At 40.1% G+C, this 25,392-nt stretch carries 25 protein-coding genes and 1 other RNA gene; 10 read left to right on the top strand and 16 right to left on the bottom strand.

Features of this window, described 5'->3' with window-relative positions; all coding sequences use genetic code 11:
• Positions 1 to 62: 62 nt before the first annotated feature.
• On the bottom strand, positions 63 to 1,160 hold the full coding sequence (locus B5X76_RS11085) for an EamA family transporter (RefSeq protein WP_079643186.1): 1,098 nt from the start codon (positions 1,158 to 1,160) through the stop codon (positions 63 to 65).
• Positions 1,161 to 1,162: 2 nt separating this feature from the next.
• On the bottom strand, positions 1,163 to 1,642 hold the full coding sequence (locus B5X76_RS11090; protein WP_079643187.1) for an Lrp/AsnC family transcriptional regulator: 480 nt from the start codon (positions 1,640 to 1,642) through the stop codon (positions 1,163 to 1,165).
• Between the two features lie 235 nt (positions 1,643 to 1,877).
• Between B5X76_RS11090 and B5X76_RS11095 the strand changes: the two genes are divergently transcribed.
• The gene (locus B5X76_RS11095) at positions 1,878 to 4,793 is read left to right on the top strand and encodes an FAD-binding and (Fe-S)-binding domain-containing protein (RefSeq protein WP_079643188.1); all 2,916 of its coding nucleotides are present in this window, start codon (positions 1,878 to 1,880) and stop codon (positions 4,791 to 4,793) included.
• Positions 4,794 to 4,837: 44 nt separating this feature from the next.
• Positions 4,838 to 5,482 carry a hypothetical protein gene (locus B5X76_RS11100; protein ID WP_079643189.1) on the top strand — a complete coding sequence of 215 codons (645 nt, stop codon included), beginning with the start codon at positions 4,838 to 4,840 and terminating at the stop codon, positions 5,480 to 5,482.
• A 26-nt stretch (positions 5,483 to 5,508) separates the two neighbouring features.
• On the opposite strand, the gene B5X76_RS11105 is transcribed toward B5X76_RS11100, so the two are convergent.
• Positions 5,509 to 7,233, bottom strand: coding sequence for a tetratricopeptide repeat protein (locus B5X76_RS11105; RefSeq protein WP_079643190.1), 1,725 nt, complete (start codon positions 7,231 to 7,233; stop codon positions 5,509 to 5,511).
• A gap of 36 nt (positions 7,234 to 7,269) precedes the next feature.
• Positions 7,270 to 8,754, bottom strand: coding sequence for an aminotransferase-like domain-containing protein (locus tag B5X76_RS11110; protein ID WP_079643191.1), 1,485 nt, complete (start codon positions 8,752 to 8,754; stop codon positions 7,270 to 7,272).
• Positions 8,755 to 8,835: 81 nt separating this feature from the next.
• On the opposite strand from B5X76_RS11110, the gene B5X76_RS11115 reads away from it, so the two are divergent.
• On the top strand, positions 8,836 to 10,704 hold the full coding sequence (locus tag B5X76_RS11115) for a TonB-dependent receptor plug domain-containing protein (RefSeq protein WP_079643192.1): 1,869 nt from the start codon (positions 8,836 to 8,838) through the stop codon (positions 10,702 to 10,704).
• 99 nt (positions 10,705 to 10,803) lie between these two features.
• On the opposite strand, the gene B5X76_RS11120 is transcribed toward B5X76_RS11115, so the two are convergent.
• Complete coding sequence (locus B5X76_RS11120) at positions 10,804 to 11,445, bottom strand: hydrolase (protein ID WP_079643193.1); 642 nt, start codon at positions 11,443 to 11,445, stop codon at positions 10,804 to 10,806.
• Between the two features lie 306 nt (positions 11,446 to 11,751).
• Here B5X76_RS11120 and B5X76_RS11125 point away from each other — a divergent pair, with 306 nt between their 5' ends.
• The gene (locus B5X76_RS11125; RefSeq protein ID WP_217699648.1) at positions 11,752 to 12,831 is read left to right on the top strand and encodes an LLM class flavin-dependent oxidoreductase; all 1,080 of its coding nucleotides are present in this window, start codon (positions 11,752 to 11,754) and stop codon (positions 12,829 to 12,831) included.
• A gap of 16 nt (positions 12,832 to 12,847) precedes the next feature.
• Positions 12,848 to 13,414, top strand: a complete 567-nt coding sequence (locus tag B5X76_RS11130; protein ID WP_079643195.1) for an NADPH-dependent FMN reductase — start codon at positions 12,848 to 12,850, stop codon at positions 13,412 to 13,414.
• A gap of 43 nt (positions 13,415 to 13,457) precedes the next feature.
• Here the strand turns inward: B5X76_RS11130 and B5X76_RS11135 are convergent, their stop codons facing one another.
• The 6 genes from B5X76_RS11135 to B5X76_RS11160 all read right to left on the bottom strand — a co-directional run bounded on the left by B5X76_RS11135 (position 13,458) and on the right by B5X76_RS11160 (position 18,735).
• Positions 13,458 to 14,018, bottom strand: coding sequence for a DUF4256 domain-containing protein (locus tag B5X76_RS11135; RefSeq protein ID WP_079643196.1), 561 nt, complete (start codon positions 14,016 to 14,018; stop codon positions 13,458 to 13,460).
• 100 nt (positions 14,019 to 14,118) lie between these two features.
• Positions 14,119 to 14,691, bottom strand: coding sequence for a Crp/Fnr family transcriptional regulator (locus tag B5X76_RS11140; protein ID WP_079643197.1), 573 nt, complete (start codon positions 14,689 to 14,691; stop codon positions 14,119 to 14,121).
• A gap of 49 nt (positions 14,692 to 14,740) precedes the next feature.
• Positions 14,741 to 16,021, bottom strand: a complete 1,281-nt coding sequence (locus B5X76_RS11145; RefSeq protein WP_079643198.1) for an adenylosuccinate synthase — start codon at positions 16,019 to 16,021, stop codon at positions 14,741 to 14,743.
• 96 nt (positions 16,022 to 16,117) lie between these two features.
• Complete coding sequence (locus B5X76_RS11150; protein ID WP_079643199.1) at positions 16,118 to 16,765, bottom strand: NAD(P)H-binding protein; 648 nt, start codon at positions 16,763 to 16,765, stop codon at positions 16,118 to 16,120.
• A 98-nt stretch (positions 16,766 to 16,863) separates the two neighbouring features.
• Positions 16,864 to 18,099: an MFS transporter gene (locus B5X76_RS11155; protein WP_079643200.1), complete on the bottom strand. Its 1,236-nt coding sequence runs from the start codon at positions 18,097 to 18,099 to the stop codon at positions 16,864 to 16,866.
• Between the two features lie 84 nt (positions 18,100 to 18,183).
• Positions 18,184 to 18,735, bottom strand: a complete 552-nt coding sequence (locus tag B5X76_RS11160; RefSeq protein WP_079643201.1) for a Crp/Fnr family transcriptional regulator — start codon at positions 18,733 to 18,735, stop codon at positions 18,184 to 18,186.
• Positions 18,736 to 18,910: 175 nt separating this feature from the next.
• Between B5X76_RS11160 and B5X76_RS11165 the strand changes: the two genes are divergently transcribed.
• Positions 18,911 to 19,243 carry a DMT family transporter gene (locus B5X76_RS11165; protein ID WP_079643202.1) on the top strand — a complete coding sequence of 111 codons (333 nt, stop codon included), beginning with the start codon at positions 18,911 to 18,913 and terminating at the stop codon, positions 19,241 to 19,243.
• Between the two features lie 14 nt (positions 19,244 to 19,257).
• On the opposite strand, the gene B5X76_RS11170 is transcribed toward B5X76_RS11165, so the two are convergent.
• Both B5X76_RS11170 and B5X76_RS11175 read right to left on the bottom strand, forming a co-directional pair.
• Positions 19,258 to 19,725, bottom strand: coding sequence for a ClbS/DfsB family four-helix bundle protein (locus tag B5X76_RS11170; protein WP_217699649.1), 468 nt, complete (start codon positions 19,723 to 19,725; stop codon positions 19,258 to 19,260).
• A gap of 32 nt (positions 19,726 to 19,757) precedes the next feature.
• On the bottom strand, positions 19,758 to 20,111 hold the full coding sequence (locus tag B5X76_RS11175; RefSeq protein ID WP_079643203.1) for a hypothetical protein: 354 nt from the start codon (positions 20,109 to 20,111) through the stop codon (positions 19,758 to 19,760).
• Between the two features lie 431 nt (positions 20,112 to 20,542).
• On the opposite strand from B5X76_RS11175, the gene B5X76_RS11180 reads away from it, so the two are divergent.
• Positions 20,543 to 20,776: a hypothetical protein gene (locus B5X76_RS11180; protein ID WP_079643204.1), complete on the top strand. Its 234-nt coding sequence runs from the start codon at positions 20,543 to 20,545 to the stop codon at positions 20,774 to 20,776.
• 87 nt (positions 20,777 to 20,863) lie between these two features.
• Entirely contained in the window at positions 20,864 to 21,376 is a 513-nt protein-coding gene (locus tag B5X76_RS11185) for a DUF2911 domain-containing protein (protein WP_079643205.1), read from the top strand.
• A 79-nt stretch (positions 21,377 to 21,455) separates the two neighbouring features.
• Here B5X76_RS11185 and ssrA read toward each other — a convergent pair.
• Positions 21,456 to 21,823, bottom strand: a transfer-messenger RNA (tmRNA) gene (gene ssrA / locus B5X76_RS11190).
• Between the two features lie 136 nt (positions 21,824 to 21,959).
• On the opposite strand from ssrA, the gene B5X76_RS11195 reads away from it, so the two are divergent.
• On the top strand, positions 21,960 to 23,030 hold the full coding sequence (locus B5X76_RS11195; RefSeq protein ID WP_079643206.1) for a hypothetical protein: 1,071 nt from the start codon (positions 21,960 to 21,962) through the stop codon (positions 23,028 to 23,030).
• 267 nt (positions 23,031 to 23,297) lie between these two features.
• Here B5X76_RS11195 and B5X76_RS11200 read toward each other — a convergent pair whose 3' ends face one another.
• Positions 23,298 to 23,507 carry a DUF6965 family protein gene (locus tag B5X76_RS11200; RefSeq protein ID WP_079643207.1) on the bottom strand — a complete coding sequence of 70 codons (210 nt, stop codon included), beginning with the start codon at positions 23,505 to 23,507 and terminating at the stop codon, positions 23,298 to 23,300.
• Positions 23,508 to 23,575: 68 nt separating this feature from the next.
• The gene (locus B5X76_RS11205; protein ID WP_079643253.1) at positions 23,576 to 24,163 is read right to left on the bottom strand and encodes an LOG family protein; all 588 of its coding nucleotides are present in this window, start codon (positions 24,161 to 24,163) and stop codon (positions 23,576 to 23,578) included.
• A 149-nt stretch (positions 24,164 to 24,312) separates the two neighbouring features.
• On the opposite strand from B5X76_RS11205, the gene B5X76_RS11210 reads away from it, so the two are divergent.
• The gene (locus tag B5X76_RS11210; RefSeq protein ID WP_079643208.1) at positions 24,313 to 25,374 is read left to right on the top strand and encodes an endonuclease/exonuclease/phosphatase family protein; all 1,062 of its coding nucleotides are present in this window, start codon (positions 24,313 to 24,315) and stop codon (positions 25,372 to 25,374) included.
• Positions 25,375 to 25,392: the final 18 nt, after the last annotated feature.

The raw sequence follows: 25,392 nt of genomic DNA on the forward strand, positions 1-25,392 counted from the left end.
TATTTTCAGAGATCATCAAAAACTTTCATGATCCGCCAACTGGCAGATCATGAAAGTTTTTTTTAATTATCCTTTTTTGCCTCTTTGGCAGCTTGTTTCTTCTTTTCTTTAGCGCTAAAATCTGCTACTTCGATGATTCGAGGTATACTACTTTTCGGCGCCATATTTTTTACACGCTTCAGTTTTTTACGATAACGAAGAGCCCGGATAGTTCTGTTGTTTTTGTACAGATTCCAATTCATTAACAACACCGAGAATAAAACGACGGCTAAACCAAAGATCTGCAAGGAGGTAACCTGATGATCGGTAAAGAAATGGACCAATAATAGAGCCACAATAGGATTTACATAGGCATAGGTACTGACTTCAGTAGCCGGACGTACTTGTAACAACCAGATATAGGAACTAAATGCCAGGATAGAGCCGAAGAAAACCAAATAGATCATAGCCCCCCAATCCGCAGGAGCAACAGCTGAATAATCGAATGACTGATACTCCCCATTGAGCAGTGCTACAGTAGTAAATGCAGTTCCGGCCGTAACCATCTGCCAAGCCGTCTTGACAATAACATTCAAGGACTGTTCTTTGGGTTTATCACTTTTCTCCTTTTGGCTGTACTTCGAAGTCAGTGAACCTATCGTCCATCCGATGGTCCCAAGGATAAGAACTCCCATTGCAATTAGATTTTGTGATCTTTCCCCATCATCGGTCTGACCGAACACCTGTTCTGCAAACAACATGATAACACCTGTGAAACCCAAAATCAAGCCTAAAACAATAGGTAAACTCGAGAAATTTTCCTTCCATTTGGGCTTGTCAAAAATAATAAACCAGATAGCCGTAGCTGCTGAAAGGATAGAAACGATACCACTGGATATAAACTGTTCAGACCATATGATAGCAGCCATATCAATAAACAGAAGTAAGAAACCTACAAATATTGCTTGTTTGACATCACTTCTATTAAATATTTTGTAGCCTTTTAGCCCGCAATATCCCATAAGCAAGGATCCCGCAATGATGAAACGGATCGAGCCCAATACAAATGGTGGAAAGGAGTGCAATGCTTTCTCTATAAAAAAGAAAGTTGATCCCCACACAATGTATACGACGAGGTATGCAAAGACAATACTAGCGACAGAAGGACTTTTTTCGTTCATACTTAATCTTTAGACGGTATTACCAATTTTTGCTCTTCCTTAATAGTCTCTAGTACGATAGTGGTACGGGTAGAAATTATACCCTCTATCTTTCCTAAGGTATTACGCATGAGGTCCACTAGACCAGCAGCATCATTGGTGCGTACTTTGATTAAATACCCGTCGTCTCCAGCGATATCATGTACCTCTTGGACTTCTGGTATTTCTGCTAAAAGATAAGCAACTCCCTGTTCGCCAATAATGTCGGAAGTCTTTATAAAAATAAAAGACAGTAAATTTTGATCTAAAGCAGATGGATTGATTTTTGCATTGTACTGCAATATTACTTCACGTTGTTCTAGTTTCTTGACTCGCTCTAATATAGCAGAAGGAGCCATGCCCAATTCGCGGGCAATATCCGCATTATTTGTCCGCGCATTATTTTGCATAATACGAAGGATTTGATAATCAACATGATCTAAAGATATTTCTATTTTCGCCATAATTCTGCAAAGATAACGTTTTTTAGAATATAATTCACAATACTATATTTATTTATGAATTATATTCTACTTATTAAACTTGTTTCGCTTAGAAGGGAGGATATGTTGATGTGCGTTATTTTGCGATAGTTATATACTATCTTGCAAAAAATAACAATCATTAAGTCTAATATACGAAATAATAGTCTAAGATTCGTTAGATTTGTTTATCCATTGGATTTAATAAACAAACTTCATGTTGTCAACGTTAGAGAAACTAAACCATGAGATAGAGGGCGAGCTCTATTATAACCCCTCAGACCCTAAGCACCAAACCATCCGTATGGCTTATGCAACGGATGCATCTGTTTATCAGGAATTACCAGTCGCAGTTGCGATTCCTTATACCAAAGGAGATTTGGTCAAATTAGTGCGTTTTGCAGCAGAGAATAGGGTAACCCTAATCCCTCGTACAGCTGGCACCTCATTGGCAGGCCAAGTTGTAGGTAAGGGAATTGTGGTTGATGTGTCCAAGTATTTTAACAAAATAGTCGAACTCAATGTCGAAGAAGGCTGGGTAAAAGTAGAACCGGGAGTGATTCGCGATGATCTAAACGCCTACCTAAAACCATATGGACTTATGTTCGGTCCAGAGACTTCGACCGCCAGCCGTGCGATGATAGGCGGTATGATTGGTAACAATTCTTCGGGCCTGCACTCTATCGTATGGGGAGACACCCGTCAGAACTTAATACGTGCAAATGTTATTTTAAATGATTCTAACGAAGTAGTCTTCGAAGAGCTAACGCCAGGAGCCTATTTTGAAAAACTAGCAAAAAAAGGGAGAGAAGGTGATATTTATCGCCGACTGAATGAAATCCTTACCAACAACGAAAATATAGAAGCTATAGAAAGTGGTTTTCCCAAAAAGACCTTAACAAGACGGAACACGGGGTACGCTCTGGATTTTTTGGTTAATAAAGATGAACCTTTCAATCTCTGTAATCTTCTAGCTGGCTCCGAAGGAACTATTGGCATTGTAACAGAGGCCGTGTTGCGATTGCGCCCATTGCCCCCCAAAGAAATAGGTCTTTTATGTGTACATTTTGACGACATGGTAGAATGTATGCGCGGTAATGTAGTGGCATTGGAGCACGCCCCTGAGGCGTCCGAACTAGTCGACAAGTATATACTAGATTTTACAGTAGGGCATCCCACGTATCAATACAACCGCTTTTTCATTGAGGGAGATCCTCAAGCGCTTCTTATTGTTGAGTTTAGGGCTAATACAGCCCAGGAGATTGCGGAAAAGGCGCAAAGACTGCAAGAAGAACTCATAGCAAAAAAATTAGGTTATGCCTATCCATTGATCACCGGCGATAAGGAAACCAATCTGGTGTGGGATGTACGTAAAGCAGGTCTCGGCTTGATTCGTAACTTACCTGGAGATAGTCAGCCTGTCAATCTGATTGAGGATTGCGCAGTCTCTCCGGAAGATCTACCAGCTTATGTCTCGGATGTCCAAAAACTATTGCAAGAAGAGGGCGTGCATGCATCTTACTATGCGCATGCCGGTGCCGGTGAGCTGCACATCGAGCCTTTTATCAATCTAAAATCTGCCGAAGGGAAGAAGCAGTTTCGCAGTATACTGGAGAAAACAACAGATCTTGTACTTAAATATAATGGATCTCTAAGTGGCGAACACGGTGATGGTCGATTGCGGGGAGAATTCATTAGCAAGGTACTAGGGGATAAGGTGTATAGTCTATTAAAAGAGGTCAAACATACTTTTGATCCGCTAGGTATATTTAATGCCAATAAGATTGTGGACGCCCCACCTATGGATACCTTCTTGCGCTATGACAAAGCTGTTGATGGTACAGCCATTCCTACTTATTTTGATTTTACAAAAGACGAGAGCATCTTGCGATTAGCCGAAAAATGTTCGGGTTCTGGAGATTGTCGTAAGACGGAAATAACAGGTGGAACGATGTGTCCTTCCTTTATGGCAACAAGAAATGAAAAAGACACGACACGGGCCCGTGCGAATATGCTCCGTCAGTTCCTGACCAATTCGACAAAGAAAAATAGGTTTGATCATGAAGAAATAAAGGAGGTCATGGACCTTTGTTTGAGCTGTAAAGGATGTAAGACCGAATGTCCTTCTAGTGTGGATGTTGCGAAAATGAAGGCGGAGTTTCTTCAACAATATTACGATGTCAACGGAGCTCCAGTCCGTTCAAAATTAATTGCCAACTTTACCAAAAGTCAGCAATTGGGATCTATGGTGGCTCCTGTATATAATTTCTTTGCGCAAACGCCTTTATTCGCTAATATTATTAAACAGATAGTGGGCTTTGCCCCAGCTCGATCGCTCCCTACAGTCTCTGGGACGACACTTAAGCAATGGGTGAAGCGCCAGTCTCCAACACACACAAAAAAGAGGGTATATCTTTTTTGCGATGAATTTACAGACTACAACGATACCGAGATAGGAATTACAGCCTACAAGCTATTGACTGCTTTAGGCTATGAGGTACTCGTGCCTCCGCATAAAGAAAGCGGACGCACGTACCTATCTAAAGGTTTCGTTAAAGAGGCTAAGGTATTGGCAAATAAAAACATCTCTTTATTAAAAGGGCTAATCAACGAGCATACGCCATTGATCGGTATTGAACCTTCAGCAATTCTTACATTTAGAGATGAATACCTTTCTTTGGTGGATAAGGAGCAAATGGAAGAGGCTCTACGTGTCGCTAAGAGCGCATTAATGATTGATGAATTCTTGATGCAAGAAGTTGAAAAAGGAAATATACACCCAGAGCAGTTCACTTCGGAGCAACAGGTAATCAAATTGCATGGGCATTGTTATCAAAAGGCCTTCCACTTGGTCGGGGTTACTGAAAAGTTACTTTCTTTACCACTAAATTATACCGTAGAAGTGATTCCTTCAGGTTGCTGCGGGATGGCTGGTTCTTTTGGATATGAAAAAGAACACTACGATATCTCGATGAAGGTTGCGGAGTTGGTTTTACTGCCTGCGGTGCGCAGTGCGGCAGAGAATGTTGTGATAGCGGCAGCTGGTACTTCGTGCAGACATCAGATCAAAGATGGCGTAGGTAGAAAGTCATATCATCCGATAGAAATTCTGTACAAAGCTTTAATAAAATAAAACATTATTGTATCTTGATTGTTTCACAATAAAAAACAACGCTTATGAGATCGATTAACTCTTTTTTAGGATTAGGTACTGCTTTTGTTCTGGCACTAAGCGCGTGCAATAACGCACCAAAGGATGGCAATTCATCTAGCGGTAATGCGACAAAGGGAAACCCTACAATAGAACAACTAAGTAACCAGGTAGATGCTGCGAAGCAGCACTTGTTCCTACGCTTTACAGACGAAGTAAGTACAGATTCTTCAATGGTGTATACAACAAAGTCTCTGTTTGACAAAGATACTGTAGGCCTAAAAATTGAAGTACTAAAGAATATCAAGCCTGGTTTGAAAAGTGACGGTACGGTTGACGAAAAAGCTGGCTTTGCAAGGGGATCGATAAAGATATCCTCGGTAGGGGCGCAATCCGATGCTTTTGTTAAAGCTCTAGGCACGATGTTTAAACTACCAACTTCGGGCAAGATGACTAGTCAGGTCATTCTACCAACGGTATTTTCATCCAATAAAGGTGCTGTCGACCTTTCTGAATCTGCTACATACAGTTTTAAATTGTTTCTTGATAATGGATCGGGTCAGCCAGCGGAAGTATTTGCTGTGGTAGATACTTATCGCAAATCGTTCGAATTATCTGAAAAAGACGCCACTTTCCGCAGTCAGATCATAGCAGCCTTTGAAGGCAAATAGATTTTACAATCAAAAAACAGATTACGTTATAGATCATCTATAGCGTAATCTATTTTTTTACGCAGCCTTTGTTTGGCCTTCTTCACACCATCCAATGATATCCCCAAAAGATGAGCTATACTTTGATTACTTAGGTTTAACTTACTAAAGGTTAGCAGCCTAAGATTGCTTTCCGATATATTGGGATAGCGAAATGTCAGCTCATCGAAGAATCCGGGGTTAGATGTCTCAAATAATGATTTAAACCTGTACCACCGTTCGTCCGTCATTATATGTGATTCCAGCATTTGGTTTAGGCTGTTCTGGATCTCCACAACATTATCTTTTTGATGCTGTTGCTGTGCATTATACAGATCCTCTTCGAGCCTTCGAATAACATTTTCATTCTCCTTGATTCGAACGAGAAAATCCTTCATATCTCGCTTGGACTGAAGAAGTTCTTCGTCCAACTGTTGTTTTTCAAGAAGCAGAGCCAACTGTTCTTTTTCTAGCTTAATAGATTTTAACCTTATTTTTTGACGGGAGCGATGGATCAGTAAGGTTATGGACAGGAGGCTCAGGATCACAACCATACCAATACTAATATCACGGATGCGATCCTGCTTTCTTTTATCATCTGCTTCTACCAATGCCAGTTCATATCTTTCTGATTCCCATTTCCAAACAATCTTCTGCAGTTTTTCTGCATCTTTTTGCTGCTGCAACGCATTGTTGTATTCTATAAATGTATTTAGATATTGGACGGCTTGCTTCGGATCACCTTGGGCTTCTGCGATTTTAGCTTTAAGACGATACGCATCTGTTTTATAAGGAACGAAATAGGGCTTAGGCTGAAAGTAAACTTCTGACCGGGCGACATAGGCCTTCGCTTTCTCCCATTGCCCTTGGGATACTGCAATCTCAGCTAATCCCAATAATGTACGCATAGCATCTTTATATTCACCATATTTGATTGAGCTGGCAACATTTAATTCTGAAAGTCTTGTTGCTTCGACCGTATCACCTTTTGCTAGCAGAATATTACCAATATTCCCTTGCAGAATACCTATCCACACGGTATCCTTCGTTGCTTGGGCGATCTTTAGGGCCTTTTTATAGTATTGCTCGGCTTCATTATAAAGGCTATCGCGATAGTAATACACGCCTATCGCATTTGTAAGGTCTATCGCTCGACGGCTCAGTGTCGGCACATGCTTCAATGCCATCTTGTAGTATTCCTGTGCTTTCTTTGATTCGCCGATATAGCCGAAAAAGTTTGCGACATATTGTAAATGAGCGGCAGCTAAGGGTATCTTTTCTAAATCGACCTGCTCCACTAGTTTGGAGGCGGATAAAAAATATGGAAGGGCATTGGATATCTCTCGATAAATAAAATTGTAATAGCCAGCACGGGTCAAGGTTATAAATAAATACTCCTTTTGTTCACTCTTCTTCGCTATCGCTACGGCTTTTTCAAAATAGTAATTTGTTGTCTGATTTACGCCATCGAACAGTATGGAGGTCGCATCTGCCATAAGAAGGTAATACGATAATCTGACACCATCGTTTTTATGCTGCAGCAGCGGTTTCAGTTTATTCTTAAGGTATATCGTATCGATCTTGCCTTCATTTTTCAAGCCAAGGTCAAGACAATATTCTACTTGATCTTTCTGTTTGTCTATGGATTGTAGTTTCTCTAATAAAACATCTGCATGAGCCGCAGATGTACAGCATATTAAAAGTAAGGTTATAAAGCGTTTGATAGCATGCATAGATAGCTTGCAAGTTAGCTTTTTAAATTAAAAAACTCAAATACCTTGCAATACACTCTTCAAGATATAAAGACTTTTTTCCATCTCTTCGTTGTCCATATGACCAAAGCCAAGCCGCATGGCGCAGAGCTGTTTATTTTGATAGAGGATATGTCGCGGGATGAATAGGTCTTGGCGCTGGCACTCCTTTTTGAGCGTAAACAAGGACTTGTTTTGAGGCAACTCCAGCCAAAGTGCTAACCCGCCACTGGGAGGGTCTACCGCGACCTCATCCGGCAGGATATTGCGCAAGATCCCACACATCGTATCCCGTCTTTCCTTATAAACCTTAAGCGATTTCTTTAGATTCCGATGGATTTCACCCTCATCGATCATTTCGCCAAGTGCCTGTTGCATGATCACATCACCTTGCCTGTCTATTATACTGAGGTACTTGTTCATCTCCTGTATCAAGTTGGGTGGAGCTACCACAAATCCAGTACGAAAGGCAGGGGCCAATGACTGTCCAAAAGTACCGGTATAAATGACCATCCCGTTTAGATCCGCGCTTGCAAGAGGTAGCACAGCAGACTTTTCATAATGAAAATCATAATCATAGTCATCCTCTACGATTATAAATCCGTAGTGATTGGCCAATTGTAATAATTCAAGACGTCGTTGTGCGCTCAATGTCACCGTAGTAGGATAATGATGATGCGGCGTGATATAAAGCATTCGGATAGGTCCTTTTTCTAACTTGTCTTTTAAAGAGGCTACACAAATCCCTTCACTGTCTAATGGTATGGTATCCAACTGGGCCCCCGCTTGAAGCAACGTCATATTTACAGCAAAGTTACTTAGTTCTGCTACGACAACTTTATCGTTAAGCTGTAGTAGTACTTTGGCAATGAGATAGAGACTCATTTCCGAACTTCTTGTAATTAATAAGTTCTGCTTTGAAATATGAAGCCCTCTTGACAGATTTAGAAAATTGCTAAGTTGCTCCTTGAAGAAGATATTTCCATCTTCTTGATACTGCGACATTCGTTTGAGACTTCCTTTTCTATTCATTGAAGCACTGTACTGCAACGATAGGTTCTTGACTTGTGTAAGTCTAATATCCGTCGTGCCATCGGAAAAGAAATAAGTTGATGTATTTTCCTCAAATGGATTGTCCAAAATATTAGAACTATGCACTTCAAACCCTGTCTTTGCGGGATATTGTGCCGAAGATATCGGAGTTTGAACCGGTAGAGAAAGGGGCTTGCGCTGATTTTGTTGCAATACAAAAGTTCCCTTATTCGGTACAATATCTATCCAACCTTGTGCTTGCAGTTCATCGTACGCGGCGATTACCGTTTTGCGATGCAAATCCAAGGCCGAACTTACCTGTCGCGTGCCTGGCATTTTGGAACCGACGATAAGAAATCCTCGTTGGATTCCGTTAATGATCTGTTGAGTTAGTTGAACGAAAATAGGTGTGGAGCTATTTCTGTCTAGATGTACAAAACTTGATAAAGAAAGTAAAACCGGACTACCCATATTATAAAAAGTGGACTATCTAAATGTTCCGGAAAGATAGGACTTTTGCGAGCAATAAAACAAATACATTTTGATACTTTAATGAAACGATTATTTTTAATTCTTCCCTTAAGTTGCATTTCCTTAGCGATCCATGCACAGTCTGGTGTCTCTGATACTACGTCCATAAATGAGGTCGTTATTGCAGAAAACAGATTACAAATTCCATTCAACAAGCGGAACCGCAACATACAGATCATTCAAAAAGAAGATATTGCGAAGCTACCCGTACGCTCGATCAATGAAGTATTGAGCTATATCCCAGGAGTGGATGTAAGGCAACGTGGACCATTTGGTACACAGGCTGATATCAGTATCGATGGGGGCTCTTTCGAGCAGACACTTATATTGATTAATGGTGTAAAGCTATCGGATGTACAGACGGCTCATCACTCCATGAATATACCTGTCAGCTTGGACGCCATAGAGCGTATCGAAGTACTAAAAGGGCCTGCAGCTCGTATTTATGGAATTAATGCACTGACAGGCGCCATTAATATAATCACAAAAACCAGCTCGGACACGGATCTATCGGTGCGTGTAGAAAGTGGCTCTGGATTTGCATCTAAAGAGGAGGGAGACGGCAAAGGGATATATGGTGGAGCAAGTGTACAAGCTGTCGCGAACCTTTCTAAAGGGAATACGCAAAATCTAATTTCTGTTGGGGGACATAAGTCAAATGGACAGCGCTACAACAGTCGCACCGAAGATATTAAGGCCTTCTATCAAGGTAAATACACTTTCGACGAGAGAAACAGTATGGATGTAATGGCCGGATACATTCATAATGAGTTTGGGGCAAACGGCTATTATGCGGCACCTGGTGACAAAGAATCCTATGAAATTGTCAAGACCGGAATTGTATCGGTAGGGAGCGTACACCAGCTGCACAAAAATTTTTACCTTAAGCCACGACTTAGCTATAGAGGGAATAAAGACGACTATCGATATTTCAGAAATGATCTCACCAAAGGGCGCTCGCAACACGAGTCAAATGTATATACGGCTGAGTTAAATAGCACCCTACACACAAGGATAGGAGATTTCGGCTTTGGATTAGAAAGTCGTTATGAAGAGATCGAAAGTACAAATCTAGGAGATCATAACCGATACAATCATGGTGTATATGCGGAGTATAAAACAGAAGCTATTAATAAGCTTTTGCTAAATATAGGTACTTATCTAAATTATAATACGCAATATGGTTGGCAGGTATTTCCGGGATTAGACCTTGGGTATGCAATTGACAGTCACTGGAAAGCATCTTTGAGCGTTGGCTCTAGTCAGCGCATTCCTTCGTATACGGATCTATACCTCAAACAAACTGGAAACATAGGCAATCCCGCCCTGAAATCGGAAAATGCTTGGCAATATGAATTAGCTATGCGCTATGAAAAACAGAATATTTATGTTCGAGGAGGAGTATTCTACCGGAATATAGAAAACTTTATAGATTGGATACGGGATAATTCGAGTGATCCTTATCAGCCGTTCAATTTCGGGACAAACAAGACGACAGGTGTCAATCTAAGTCTTGGACAAGTGTTTACGTTGTCTGGCAGCCAGCGTTTAAAATATGATCTCAGCTATAACTATCTCCGGCCAAAAGAAATGCACTATGCCGAGGATGTGATCTCCAAGTATATCGTTGAGAGTTTGAAACACCAAGCATTACTACGTGTGTTGTATCAAGTCGACAAGCTTGATTTTACGCTGGGCGGTAGATGGATAAAGCGCGAATTGAATGACCCGTATTTTATTACAGATCTGCGGGTCGGATACAGCTTGTCAAAGTGGAATTTCTATGCAGAAGGCAATAACTTGTTGAATGAAACCTATAAGGAAGTTGCTGCTGTATACCTTCCAAAACGCTGGTACAGTGTAGGAGTACGTTATCAGTGGAAACGATAAGGAGTAGAAGATTTTTTTCCAATACCTGTATTGCTTAGTAAAAGCAATACAGGTAAATAAAAAAAACTTGCTTCAATTTTCTAACACTCGGAGATAAGATTATTCGGCTTTATCATAGGAAAATTGAATCCCCGCTGTTCCTCCAGTTTCGATGAATAACTTCATAAAGTCTGGAACTGTATCTGAACGATTCCAGTCACGCTGAAGCTCACAGAACAATTGCGCCACACTAATGGAAATAGCTCCAGCTTGTTCCATCCTACGAATAGCTGCATCGTGTGCTGCCAATGAGGTACCACCCACTGCATCTACTACGATGTACACTTCGTATCCTTCCTTTAAGGCATCGAGTACAGGAAACGTCAAACAGGCTTCTGTCCATAGTGCTGTCATGATCAGTTTTTTACGACCTGTCGCTTTAACTGCTTCGACAAATTCCTTATCCTCCCAAGAGTTGATCGTCGTACGGTCGTATGAAGGCAAATCCTTCAATACAGATTTTAATTGAGGTATCGTCTCTTTGTTAAATCCCGTCTTAACATTTACTGTAGATAGTATCGTTGGTAAGTTATAAACTTTTGACGCTGTGGCAACGCCAACGATATTATTAATAAGTAACTGCCTATCCATGGAAGCAATAGAGTTAACCTGTACAGGTTGGTAATCGATAACGATTAGGGCTGCATTCTGTGCTGTAAGTAAGTGATCTTCCACTTGATTACGAATTGGTAATGAACTCATTGGTCTAAAAAATTAAAATTGATGAATGTATATTTCTATTATTTACAACAAATCTAAGTTGATACGCGGTTCCAAATATTAATGTAGAATAAGAAATTATGTAAATCTATTTTGCAATCCGCGCAGGTGTATTATAACGTGGTGCTAGGATGGGATATTGTTTGAAAAAACACAAAATACAAGAGGTAATAAAACCTAATAAACAATTGATCTATTGAATTGTCTAGTTTACGGATTTATTAATGTAGGTTAATTTTCAGAGCGCCAAATGACCTTAAATTTGTAGTATAAAATATAAAGGTAGATATGATGGAATCATATAGAATAGATAGAAGCAAAGGTATCGAAATAGGTCTTTATTCTTTGGGTGATCATTTTCCGGATGCTCAGGGGGAGACAAAGGTTAGCGAGGCGCAGCGACTTCGCGAAATTATAAAGACAGCCCAACTGGCTGAAGATGCTGACCTGGACGTTATAGGAATAGGAGAGAGCCATCAGGAGTTTTTCATCACGTCGGCCAATCAAGTTGTACTAGGTGCTATAGCACAAGCTACTGAAAAGATTAAGATTGCTAGTTCTGTAACTGTATTGAGTACCGCTGACCCTGTGAGAGTGTACGAGGAATATGCAACCATAGACCTATTGTCCGAGGGTAGAGCAGAGATCGTCGCCGGCAGGGCCTCTCGCCTTGGAGCGTTTGAATTACTGGGCTATAATGTAAATGATTATGAAGCTCTTTTTGAAGAAAAAATGGAGCTATTAATCAAGCTTAATACCGAGCGGATAATCAATTGGGAAGGCAAGTATCGGGCTTCATTGGAGAATGCTGTAATCTATCCACGTCCTTACGCTGGTAAGTTGCCGATATGGAGAGGTGTAGGAGGGCCGCCTTCTAGTGCAATCAAGGCTGGCTACCAAGGGGTACCTATGATGCTAACAACGCTAGGAGGGCACTCTGCCGTTTTTAAAGAATCGGTCGATGTGTATCGTCATATCGCAGCAGAGTCTGGGCACGATCCGGCTTTATTACCCGTTGGAACCACTACATTGGCCTATATCAATAAAGATTCACAGCAGGCTATGCGGGAATATTATCCGTATTTAAATCATGCCTGGCAGCATATCCGTGGTGGAGACTACCCTAAATCTGCCTTTGCCGAAACAGCTAGCACAAAAAATGCTATGATGGTCGGCAGCCCCCAGCAGATTATTGATAAAATGTTGTACCAATACGAGCTCTATAAACACGATCGTATATTGTTACAGATAGATTTTGGAGGAGTACCCTACGACAAGGTCGCGAATACAATAGAACTGTTAGCGACTGAAGTATTGCCTGTCGTTAAAAAAGCGACAAAAGTAACCCCTGCTGTGGATAATAAATAAATGAAAAGGAGATAATATGAAGATCATCGGTTTGTCAGGTTCAATTGCCGGAAATAAAACACGGATTGCGGTAAATTATACCTTAAAAAAGATAAAAGAACTTAGTCCCGAGATGGAGGTAGAGCTTGTTGATTTAGCCGACTACAACATGGAGTTCAGTGATGGGAGAGATTACCGGGATTATACTGGAGATACGAAAAAGCTTATCGAAAAGCTAATACAAGCTGATGCGTATGTAATAGGAACACCAACGTATCAGTCTTCAATCCCTGGAGTCTTAAAGAATGTTTTTGACTTATTGCCAGTAGATAGCTTTAAAGATAAAGTCATTTCTATTATCTCTACTGCTGGATCGGAAAAACATTATCTTTCGGCGGAGTATCAGCTAAAACCTATACTGTACTATATGAAAGCTATCGTAGTTCCAAAATATGTGTTTTTGGAAGACAAACACTACCGAGCGGGTGAAATTGTAGCAGATGAGATCAGCTTTAGACTAGAGCGATTGGCGCAAGATACATTGGATAGTATAGATAGTTATAAGATCTTACTACAACGCAAAGAGGATTCTTACGATTTTTAAGTATGAAGGGTTAATAAGAACTTATTAACCCTTCATACTTATCTTATACCCGCAGCATACCACGGAAGCCTCTGGCTGCGTAATAGGATTCTGCACCGTTGTGATACACAAACACACGACCGAATCGCCAATCGCCAAAAATAGCACCTCCAAGCGCTCTAATTTCTTCAGGAGTGGTCAACCAACTGGAAGTTTTACTGTCAAATTTGCCCACCCCTTGTAATAGTCGGTATTCTTCTTCGGTAAGCAATGAAATCCCCATTGCCGCAGCCATATTCACCGCACTATCTTTAGGTTTATGCTCTTTACGTGAGTCTAGCGCGCTCTGATCGTAACAAGTCGATCTACGTCCTTTAGGACTTTCTGGAGCACAATCACAAAAAAGATATTCTTTACTGTTCGGGTCATAGCCGATCACATCTGGCTCTCCTTCGGTTTGTTCCATCTGGTAGAGCGACTGTATCTTATCTGGATTCTCTATTATGCGACCCCAGATCACATCCCAGGATAACTCTGGATGGCGATGCATATTCTTTTCGAACCTTTTTTTTAATACAACTCCGAGTTCGTTGATCTGATCAGCGGATAAAATACTGTTTTTCATATATGTATAATTATTCGTTCATTTAATTGTTTTCTCGATGGAACTCATGAATGCTTCGCATTTATTTCATGATCCGCCAGCTGGTGGATCGGTTTAACTTTTATCTGTCATATGCACGCCTTATTCTACTAAGTGATGATGCCGTGATTCCAAGGTAAGATGCCAACATACTCAAAGGTACTCTATTCGCAAGACCGGGATAATGATGTAAAAACAGCTCATAACACGCACTGGCATCTAGGTTTTTCATCGTGCTTGCCATTTTCAATTTGCTTTCGGCTACAAAAGCATAGAGTTTGCTGATTAATAACGGCCATATCGCGACCTGATTTTCTAAAACTGAAAAATTTTCATAATCAATATACCATATAGTAGCATCTGTCACGGCCTCGATGCAATCATCAGACGGAGCTTGAATTTGAAAATTGTAAAGATCTCCTATAAAACGTCCTTCGTAGATAAAATAACGAGTGAAATCATCTCCTTTCTTATTGTAATAGACCGAACGAAACACACCATCTTCTACAAAGGCAATCTTCTTGCTTGTATTGCCACATTCAACAAAATAATCACCCTTTTTGACAGCAGTACGTTTGAATAGATTGCCAATGATTGCCTTTTCGCCCTCATTGATTCCCCCAAACTTCTCAACAAAAGAAATGAGCTCCTTCATAATAATCGTTGTGATTCTGATGTGAAATTTACGAATAATTCTATTGTTTTTACCTCATCTCGATAATATCGTCACGCTTAGGGCTTATTGAAAGATAAGCGAGTGGTATTTCTAGTTCAGACTCTATGTATTCGATGTAAGACTTAAGCTCGTACGGTAGTTGTTCTTTTGATGTAATCGCTGAAAAATCAATGTCCCAGCCTGGAAATGATTTCCAACAGGGTGTCGCTTTACCGAGGTCCTGTCCCGATGGGTAGATTTCTTGCAAACCTCCATCTAATTGATAATGAGTACATAGATCAATACTCTCCATACCATTCAGAACGTCAGATTTAGTCATGATTAATTGGGTCACCCCATTCAGCATGATTGCATATTTTAATGCGGGTAAGTCCAACCAACCGATTCTTCTCGGACGTTTGGTATTAGAGCCAAATTCATTTCCTCTTATTCGAATAGTCTCTGCAATATGGTCATTAATTTCACTCGGAAAAGGTCCTTCGCCTACACGGGTATTATATGCTTTGATCACGCCGTAAATTTCTCCCACTTTCTGCGGAGGTACTCCAAGGCCCACACATGCAGCTGCAGCAATCGTATTTGAGGATGTCACATAGGGATAAGTACCGTGATCAATGTCTAACATAGTAGCCTGAGCGCCCTCGGCCAATATTCTTTTGTTTCCCTTAAGGGCAGCATTGATCAACAATTCAGTATCTGCTATTGTATACTGTTTGAGGTAGGCTACATCGTTCAAAAATGTTGTCAGTAACTCATCAAATCCTATCATCTTTTGTCCCAGAGCTTCTAACTGTAAATATTCCCGACGCATCACTGTGGCTGCCTCCTCGGCAAAATCCGGAACAAAGATATCAGCAACCCTAAACCCCTGTCGTAGAGTCTTCGCAGAATAGGCATAACCAATACCATTTTTTGTGGTACCTATTTTCCTGGAGGCTCCTGAATTTTCTGCGTATATATCCTGATATTTATAGGTAGGCAACACCAAATGTGCCTTTTGGGAGATTATAAGTTGACTCTCGAAAGATATCTCTGGAGATACAGCAGCCAGTTGCTCTATTTCCTGTCGCAGTTGTGTTGGATCTATTACAACTGCACTACCGATTACATTGGTAATATGCGAATAGAAAATACCTGAGGGCAGGAGTTTTAACGTCACTTTCTTATTGTTCCAGTAGATCGTATGTCCTGCATTAGCTCCTCCATTGTACCTCGCCACAATATCGTAATTAGGGCACATACGATCGATAAATTTACCTTTACCTTCGTCGCCCCATTGTAAACCTACAAGAATATCTATTTTAGCCATCTTAAATATGAATTTGATTGATAGCACAAAAGTAGGTCAGGTGTATGAGCTACCAATTGTCATTTGACAAAAAAACATTTAGAGCTTGGTCGTGATCTACACTGCCGCCAATTTCCAAATGGCTTTGCCCTCGTATTGCTGCACACTGCCTTTCCTATCTTTAGAAGCACGGATTAAAGCCTGCGCCAATATTTCGGTTGGAAGAGGAGTCTGTGATTTTAATAAACCGATACTGTTCAATACCCTGATTATCTTTGATCCAAACACTTCTGCTTTTCGGTCACTGTTTTTACGGAGTAGCATTGGCGGATTGAATATATGCAAATGCGCGAAACCCAGCTCTCTAATATCAAGCTCCAATTGCCCTTTCATTCTACTGTAGAAGAACCTAGAGTGTAGAGAGGCCATCGCTGCAGATACCAACACCATATTTTGCACACCGTTATCTCGAGCTGCTCTTGCAACGGCATACTGATAATCGTAGTCAATTTTCCACTGTGCCTCCTTGCTTCCAGCAGCTTTTAGTGTAGTACCCAAACAGGAAAATAATACATCGCCCTGTATCAGATGTTGCCATTCGTATATCTGATCAAAATTGATGATATGGACATGGAGCTTTTCATGTTGTATAGCGATAGATCTTCTTACAAAAATATCGACGCGATCAAAAGCCTCATCTTTCAATAATAATTTCAATAAATCTGATCCAGTAGCACCTGTGGCACCTATTAAAAGAGCTTTCATGTTGACATTAGTTTTCTGACCAAATCAAAAATACAAAAAGTATTTGGCTATCATTCCTAGCTGTATGAAAACACATTTATAGCTCATTTATAATATTTCTATATTTTCCTCGAAGGATCTTCTAATTGCTGAACCACCCGTATGGTTATCAGGAACAGTCCTGTAAGCATAACGACGACACCACCAATTAGAAATATCTTTTCAACACCGATCTGATCAGCCAAAACGCCAGCAAATAACAACCCAAGCATAGCTGGCAATTGAACTACACTACTTGAAATAGCAAAAATACGGCCTTGATACTTCGGCACAAACTGTGTTTGTACGAGTACAGTATATGGACCTGTAAAGAAAGGCACTGCTAACCCCTGTACTACAGTAAATATAGCATATACTGCAAAATAGGATGGCGGCAAAGTGCCACAGATAGCCAATGCTATCCCTAAAGCCGAAAAGCCAATAGCGATAAGTACTGTCTTTCTTATTTTGGGATTCCAGGTACTAAGTACCAGACCACCAATCAGTAGGCCAGCCCCATAAAGCCCTTCTATCAGGCTAACCTGATAGGGACTTCCTTTAAAATGCTGTAAGGTCATCAAGGGCATCACGGCGACTATAGGCATAACGAAAAAATTGACAATTATCTCGCTGCCCATTAACCAGGACATACCTTTATTCTTCCATATAACGATAATGCCCGAGGCCATGTCTCGCCATATACGCTTGGCCGAAGTTGCTTTTTGCCTGACTTTTGGAATATTTACAAAACCTAGCGTTGAGCAAGCAATAACAGCTCCCACTACATCTAACAACATTACTGTACCCACGCCAAAGTTCAGCAGTCCGACAGCTCCTAGAATGGGTCCACAAATAATAGAGATAGACTGTATAACTTCATTAATTCCAGCAATTTGCACCAATGCAGAGCGTGGAGCGAGAAGAGGTATAGACGATTTCATCGCTGGTGCGTGAAATGCACTACCAACGGATCGTAGACCTAATAAGATATAGATGATCCATAGTTCGACCATATCCCAGTAAAAGAAGAGGGCGATTAAAGCGGAGCAAAATGCAACAAATAGATCCGCAGCTATCATGGTCCACTTACGATCCCAACGATCAACAAATACCCCGGCGAAGGGACCAAAAAGTATCTGTGGGAGCAGCCCCGCTATTGTGGCATACGCTAGAGCTTCCGCAGAATTTGTCTGTATACCGATCCAAAGCACAATGGCAAATTGTGCTGTAGCACTGCTTAGTATAGAAAATAGCTGTCCCGACCATATGATTACAAATTTTTTCCTCCAATGATGTAATTCAACCTTTGCTTCCATTGTATTTTATTCCTTTCCTGAGATAAGGCAACAAAATTAGGATCTTACAAAGCTACCAACGTGAACATTTGGTAATTTCGGATGCTACTTGACAAGTTGTCGACGAATACGACTCAGCGACTGCGGAGTCATGCCGAGACATGATGCAATATACTTCTGGGGTACAAGCTGAAATACTTCGGGATCCTTTTCTAATATGGTCAGATATCGTGCTTTGGCCGTAGGTTGACATAGCCAAACCAACCATTCGGTGATCTGGAAATAGTATTTTTCGAGGATAGTACGTACGAGATTGGATATTTCATGAGACTCCTGACATAATGCATCCAACTCAGCTTTTGAAATTACATAAGCAGAGCTTTCTGATAAGGATTCGATGATATAGTCATCGGAAGCTTCTGAGTAGAGAATGTCTCCATAACGCTCAAACCAAAGTGTTCGTTCATCTCCATCGAAAACACGATACCCTCTCCACACGCCTTCATTGATGATGTAATAGCACTGTTTTCTTTCATGCTGCCCCATAACGATTTCATGATCGCTAAAGTATTTCTTTTCCATATGAGAAAGAAGAAGAGAGATCAATTCGGAGCGTACGTTATATTTTTGGCACAAAATAGGGATCAATGTCTCCATAGCTTATACTGTTAAATCGATTCTTATCGATAGCCATCTTCGGCTATTTTTTTCCATTTCCTATGTTTATAGCCTCTAATATAGATAAAATGATCTGCCCATAAAACACAATGATCATCCTCATACAATTCTGAAATGGCTACCTTTGGAAAATCTATTTACAATAGGAGCATATATGAAACATTATCTATTTCTAGCAGCAGCTATTCTTTTTGAAGTAATCGGTACCTCTTTTCTAAAAAAAACCGAACAATTCACAAAGCCTGTGCCATCAGTCATATTTGTCTGCTCTTTAGCACTTTCTTTTTATTTGCTCACATTTGCATTAAAGGGTGTACCTATCGGAATAGCCTATGCCATATGGTCGGCTTTTGGAATTGTGATTATATCGGCAGTTGGTTATTTCGTGTATAGAGAGGCACTGGATCTGCCAGCTATATTGGGGATAGCCTTTATCGTGGCAGGTGTAGTAATCATCAATCTGTTTTCGAAGTCAGGTGCTCATTAATTGTATGATTAAGATCATATTCGCTGCGTTTTCTTGATCAACTTTATAGCCCAGTCGTAATGACTTGAAGTTGCAGATATCAAATATGAGCCCAGTGAAGTACTCCCTGTCCATTTGTATCGTCTTTTTTCGAAAAGCTCTTCGTTCGTATGAGACCCGATAATATTTCGAATCTTAGCATAGGATTTTTCTATTGAGATCATAACTTCCGGTAGCGACAGACACTGCGCATCAAGCCATATTTTCTTGTTCAGTTCGGGCGTATCTTTCCAACTATAGCCTTCCTCTGGCATTATGGGTTTTTGCCCGCCCATCCCGATTTCATACCAATTTAAGAACAACAGATGCCAATAATGCAAATGTGCGAGTATATCCCTTACGTTTCTATTCATCGTTCCCTTTGGAAACTCGGCATCTGGATTAGGCATTGTAGCTATTATATCTAAGACATGGTTAAAACTCGTTTCACCCAGTCTGAGCAATTCCTATCGAGTTGTTGGTCTAGCCATAATTTTTAAGTGTTTATATGTTCTTTCAATTCTTCTTTCAGCCTATTATAGCACTCTATTTTATTTTGAATTATTTCCTCTGGACTCAATTCGTTTTTATAGCGATGACTTGGGGCGTCAAAGGGACCATCAATAACTTCCATCGTAATAACATCCCCGACGCGGACTTCGGTACGGTACCAGTCTACATGTTCGCCTTCGTCGGAGTCCAACCCTCCAATATTAAAATAACAATCTTCACAGCTACCTTTCTTTCGTACAAATGTGATACCTCCTGTCAGTACATAATTATCTTTATTAAATCCGGCGTTTGAAACTAACTGTTCATTGATTTTGATTTTAAGCCCGTATTTATTCATGGTTATGGTTATTGATGTCTGTTACTATTAATTAAAATAATACTGTTGCCTTACATACTTAAAATATGGGCTCGCATATCGAAATACGCCTCCTCCAAAACCCATTTATTATCAGCTAAAGTAAGACTATGACATGTTTTCATAGCTAGCTGCTAAGTATACATCTAAGAACGACAAATAGATATGATCTACGTTGCATCGGTAAAAATAATAGGTTTTTCATAGGATCACATTATTGTTATGTGAAACTTAAAATTAATAATAAGATTTTAATGGTACAATATTTTTTGCAGCTATTCTGCCTCTATATAGCAAGTGACATCCCATTTAATTCAATTTCTGAAAGTAGGGGCTATGATCTATGCTAATACAATTTAATACAGTATAAATGATTTTACTCTTCGTATCTTTGGAGCTATAATTAAAATAACATGCCAAGAGAAACAAAAAGAGGGCTATATCAAGGATTCATCGAACGTGATGAAAAGGGAAATTATTTCTGTGGTCCCTACTTGTTAGACTACAAAATGACAGAAGCCAATTTTAAATTAGGCGATAAGGTCAGTATCAAAAAAATTGTTGGGAATACCAGTGGAAAGAGTATAGAAGATTACCCACAAAAAGCAATCAAATTTTCTTTAGCAGGTGAAGAGCGCGATTACTAATTTGAGTCCATTGTAAAAAAGGGCTTTCTATTTGTGTTTTTATAATCTATATCTTATATTTATCTGTAAATCAACAAGATTGTAATTATGAGAACTTTTTTAATCGCCCTGATGTGTTTGATAGCACATACTTCTTTTGGACAAACGGACAAGAGCAAGCGACCTAGTCCACCGGATTCTGTTCAAATCACTACGACAGACGGTGTGGCTATCCGTGTAGACTACTCAAGACCTTCGTTAAAGGGTAGGGAGATCGGGGTCGACATTGTCTTTTTGGGCAAACGCTGGCGTACAGGAGCCAACGAAGCCACTACTATTGAGATTGACAAGGACATTCGGTGGAATGACAAAGTGCTTAAAGCCGGTAAATATAGTCTTTCGACAATTCCAGGAGAACAAACCAGCACGCTCATATTGAATAAAGATTGGAATCAGTGGGGGACAAAGTACAATGAGGCCAATGATGTCTTAAGAGTTGAAGTACCTACGATACATGGTTCTAATTTTCAAGAGCAATTTAAGATCGATGTAGATAAAACTGGTCTTTTTACGCTGGCATGGGGTACTTTTGAGTTACAGTCCCAGATCAAAGCCAATTAAGAACTAGTAGCAAGAACCCTTTTATTGAGTTCTGATATTTCTTAACAACAAAAAGCTCAACTTTCGTTGAGCTTTTTGTTTGTGGAGCCGGAGGGATTCGAACCCTCGTCCAAACGTAGTATGATTTACGCTTTCTACATGCTTAGCTTCTCTTTAATTGTCGGGAGAGGGAAGGTGAGTCGCTTACCTATACCTTTCTCCGTATCTGCTATGTCTTACCAGTGCTTAGCAAAATCACACCGGCCAGTTCTATTGTTCGATGCCCCTAATGTTAAACCAAAGAACAGGATCTAACGGGACAAATAGCTATGTTAAGTCTAACTTAAGCAGCTAAGGCGTAGTTTTCTTCGCCAGTTAAAATTGTGAAAGTTCAGATTAAAGTGCTAGACTCACAATGCACTGCATGCTTACATAACCATCGCTACCCTGTCAATTCCGGTCGACCCCTTAGTTATGAGCCACAAATTTACATATATTATCCGAATCTAACGCAGTAAAAGCGGTAAATCTTTTCAATTGCAAACAATTTTGATTATATTGTGTTGTGATACTTATTAATTAGTTATTTAAATATAAGAGAAATATGTCAGTAGAAAGCCAAGCGGGTACTGTTGCCGAAAACAAACAGGAAACAACGAAGGAGCCAGCAAAAGCTCCAACAACACCGAAAGCGGCAACTTCGACCGCAAAAAAGGCTCCTGTGAAGGCAGCCTCACCAAAAGCTGCTGTGGGCAGTTCAACTAAAACTACGGCAGTAAAAGCTAAAGCTAGTCCTGCAAAACCTGCACCAGCTAAGTCAACCTCTGTCAAGTCTGCTGTGGCAGCGAAGACTACCGCCGCACAGCAAGCAGTAGCTCCAAAAGCTACTACTGCTACAAAGACTGCTCCGACCAAGCAAGCAATAGCTAGCAGCACGGTACCAACTGCCGCAAAATCTACTGGTACAACAAAAGCGAATACCGCTAAAGAAACTGCCCCCGCCAAACAAGCAGCGGCGACAAGTAAACCAGCTACAGTCACTCCTAAATCTACCGGTACGACAAAAGCTAGTACTGCTAAAGAAACTGCGCCAGTCAAACAAGCAACAGCGACAAGTAAACCAGCTACAGTAGTAACTCCTAAATCTTCACGTACCACAAAACCGACAGTTTCGGCAGCACCTGCAAAAGTAACCGTAGCAGATTCAAACGGTGCAAGTGCTATAGCAAAGAAGACTACAACGAAGCCCGCTGTTACTGTAAAACCAAAAGACACTCCAGCAATTGTAACATCAGAGAAGGTTGCATCCCAAAAGAAAGAGGAAAAAATAGATAAACTGAAGACAGAAAAGATAGTTGTTAAAAAAGAAGAGAAAGGGGATAAGGATAATAAAGCCAAAAACGACATCAAGAAAAAGGATTCTAAGGCAGAAGGGGTGAAAAAAGATAAGAAAAAGGACACTAAAAAATCTAAGTCGAAAGATAGTAAAGCTTCAAAAGACAACAAAAAGGATAAAAAGTCTAATGTAGCGTCAAAAGCAAAAAAAGATTCGAAAAAGTCGGAAAATAAAAAAGAAAAGAAGAAAAAAGAAGCACTGACCAAGTTAAAAGCTGTAATCAAAGATTTTTATAAGAAGGTAATGAAACAGCAAAAGAAAAATAACAAAAAGAAATAGCTTTATAAAAACTATCAGCATAAAAGTAAAACTATCAGGGGTTTGTTCTCGTTCCTACAGTATCCAGAATTAACCCCTGCTATGTTTTACGTCGTAGATATCCTAGAAGTAAGGTACAGATGTAAGAAGTCCTTAATCTAGTTTTCAAGAAAAACAGCAGATTGCCATACTGATAAAATAAGAAAAGCCTCTGACATCGCGAGAGACCAGAGGCTAAAATCAATTATAAATTTCTACCCCGTAAGGGGTGATTATTCTTCAATAAATCTATTCCAAGTTCTTAGTAGCCTCGTAAAACTGCATGAGTCTATAATGACCAGGACATTTCGTGATATCCTTCTTTTTCCAAACCTCACATTCATAAAATTGTACCTCTAGAAACTTGTCTACATCTATTACCTTTTGATGTGGACCTACCATAATTCCCTCAGGGTAAGTCTTGCCCAATAGCTCGTTTTTCAAATCTTCCACTGTCATACAGCAAATATACTTCTTAATATACGATAATCGATAGATCAATCTAATAAATCCATACTTATCTAAAATCAGACTTTATCTTTTTCGATCCATTTTTCTACCAATGGAGCATTGTACTCTTTCATTAGGAGTATTAGCCGCTCTACATCGTCACTCACTAGTAGCATCTCTTTGTTTATTGGTTTTAGAAACCCTTTGTCAACCATATTTTGCAAGAGGGAGAGAAGCTCATCATAAAAACCATTCGTATTTAGAAGGGCAATAGGCTTTCTATGAAGACCGAGCTGTGCCCATGTCAGCATTTCGAATAATTCTTCCAGTGTACCAAAACCACCTGGTAAGGCAATCACACCGTCAGATAGTTCATTCATTTTCGTCTTCCTTTCATGCATGGTATCCACCATTATGAGTTCTGTTAGATTATTGTGCGCAATCTCTTTATCTCTTAGAAAATATGGTAATACACCTATCGCCTTGCCGCCATTTTCCATTACTCCATTAGCCACAGCACCCATCAGTCCTACAATCGCACCACCGTATATCAATTCGATCTTCTCATCGGCCATTGTTTTTCCAAGCCTATAAGCCTCTAATTCAAATTTCTTATCCGTTCCAGCGCTGGATCCACAAAAAACTGTTAAACTCTTTAGTGTCATAAACCCCGACATTTTTTTACTTTATAATAATAAGGACTAATTAGCCCATTAATTCAATAGCAAACAAGATAATAAAATTTTCATAATCACTCTTGTTATAAGATGAGATTCGCTTTTCTTCATTACATTTATAGCCATATTAAGTATTTATGTTAAAAAAGACCACATTATTTAAATCACTAATTGCTTTCTTCATCTTATTCGTATTGACACCTGAAGCAATGGCGCAAAAAGCTAAGGATGTTAAGGTATTCCAGATCAATGTCTGGCAGGAGGGAACCATAGTCCCTAATGGATTTGACGCTATCATCGATGAGATCATTGACAAAGACGCCGATGTGGTTGTATTCAGCGAGGTACGTAATTATAACAATACCGATTTTGTGAAGCGTGTACTTGAGTCTTTAAAAGAAAAGGGGGAAATATATCATGGAGAGTCTAGCGAACCTTCACTAGACGTGGCATTGATCGCTAAGTTTCCTATAGCTGACCAAGAACCGATGTACAAGACTAAGGATACCAAAATGGGCAGCATACTAAAAACAAAGATCAACATCCATAATAAGGATTTTCTCTTTTATTCGGTACATCTGGACTACACTAACTATGCATGTTACCTCCCTCGCGGCTACGATGGAGTGACCTGGAAAAAGCTGGATACACCCATTACAGACGCGAATGCCATTAGCATGGCAAATAGAAAAGGAAGGAGAGATGAAGCCATTGAAGATTTGATAAAAGACATAGACACTGAAAACAAAGAACAATTTATCATAGTAGCCGGAGATTTTAACGAGCCCTCGCATTTGGATTGGACCAACGAGACAAAAGATTTATTTGATCATCGGGGAGCAATAGTGCCCTGGGATTGTTCTATATTATTGCAGCACGCCGGATTTAAAGATGCTTTCCGAACGAAGTACCCTAACCCTGTGACTCATCCGGGATTTACATTTCCATCCGCTAATCCAGCTATGGAGATCAACAAACTGACATGGGCTCCGACAGCCGATGAAAGAGACCGAATCGACTATATCTACTTCAAACCGATCGGATCTATCCGATTGAAGGGGATTAAGGTTGTGGGACCGGAAGAAACCATTGTCCGCGGTGCGGTCAAAGCAAAAGACAGTAAGGATAGGTTTTTAGTACCTAAGAAAACTTGGCCTACAGATCACAAGGCCCTCTTAGCAACCTTTACAGTGCAATAAAAAAGAAAGATAGGGTGA

It is taken from the genome of Sphingobacterium nematocida, assembly GCF_900168125.1.
Classification (GTDB): domain Bacteria; phylum Bacteroidota; class Bacteroidia; order Sphingobacteriales; family Sphingobacteriaceae; genus Sphingobacterium; species Sphingobacterium nematocida.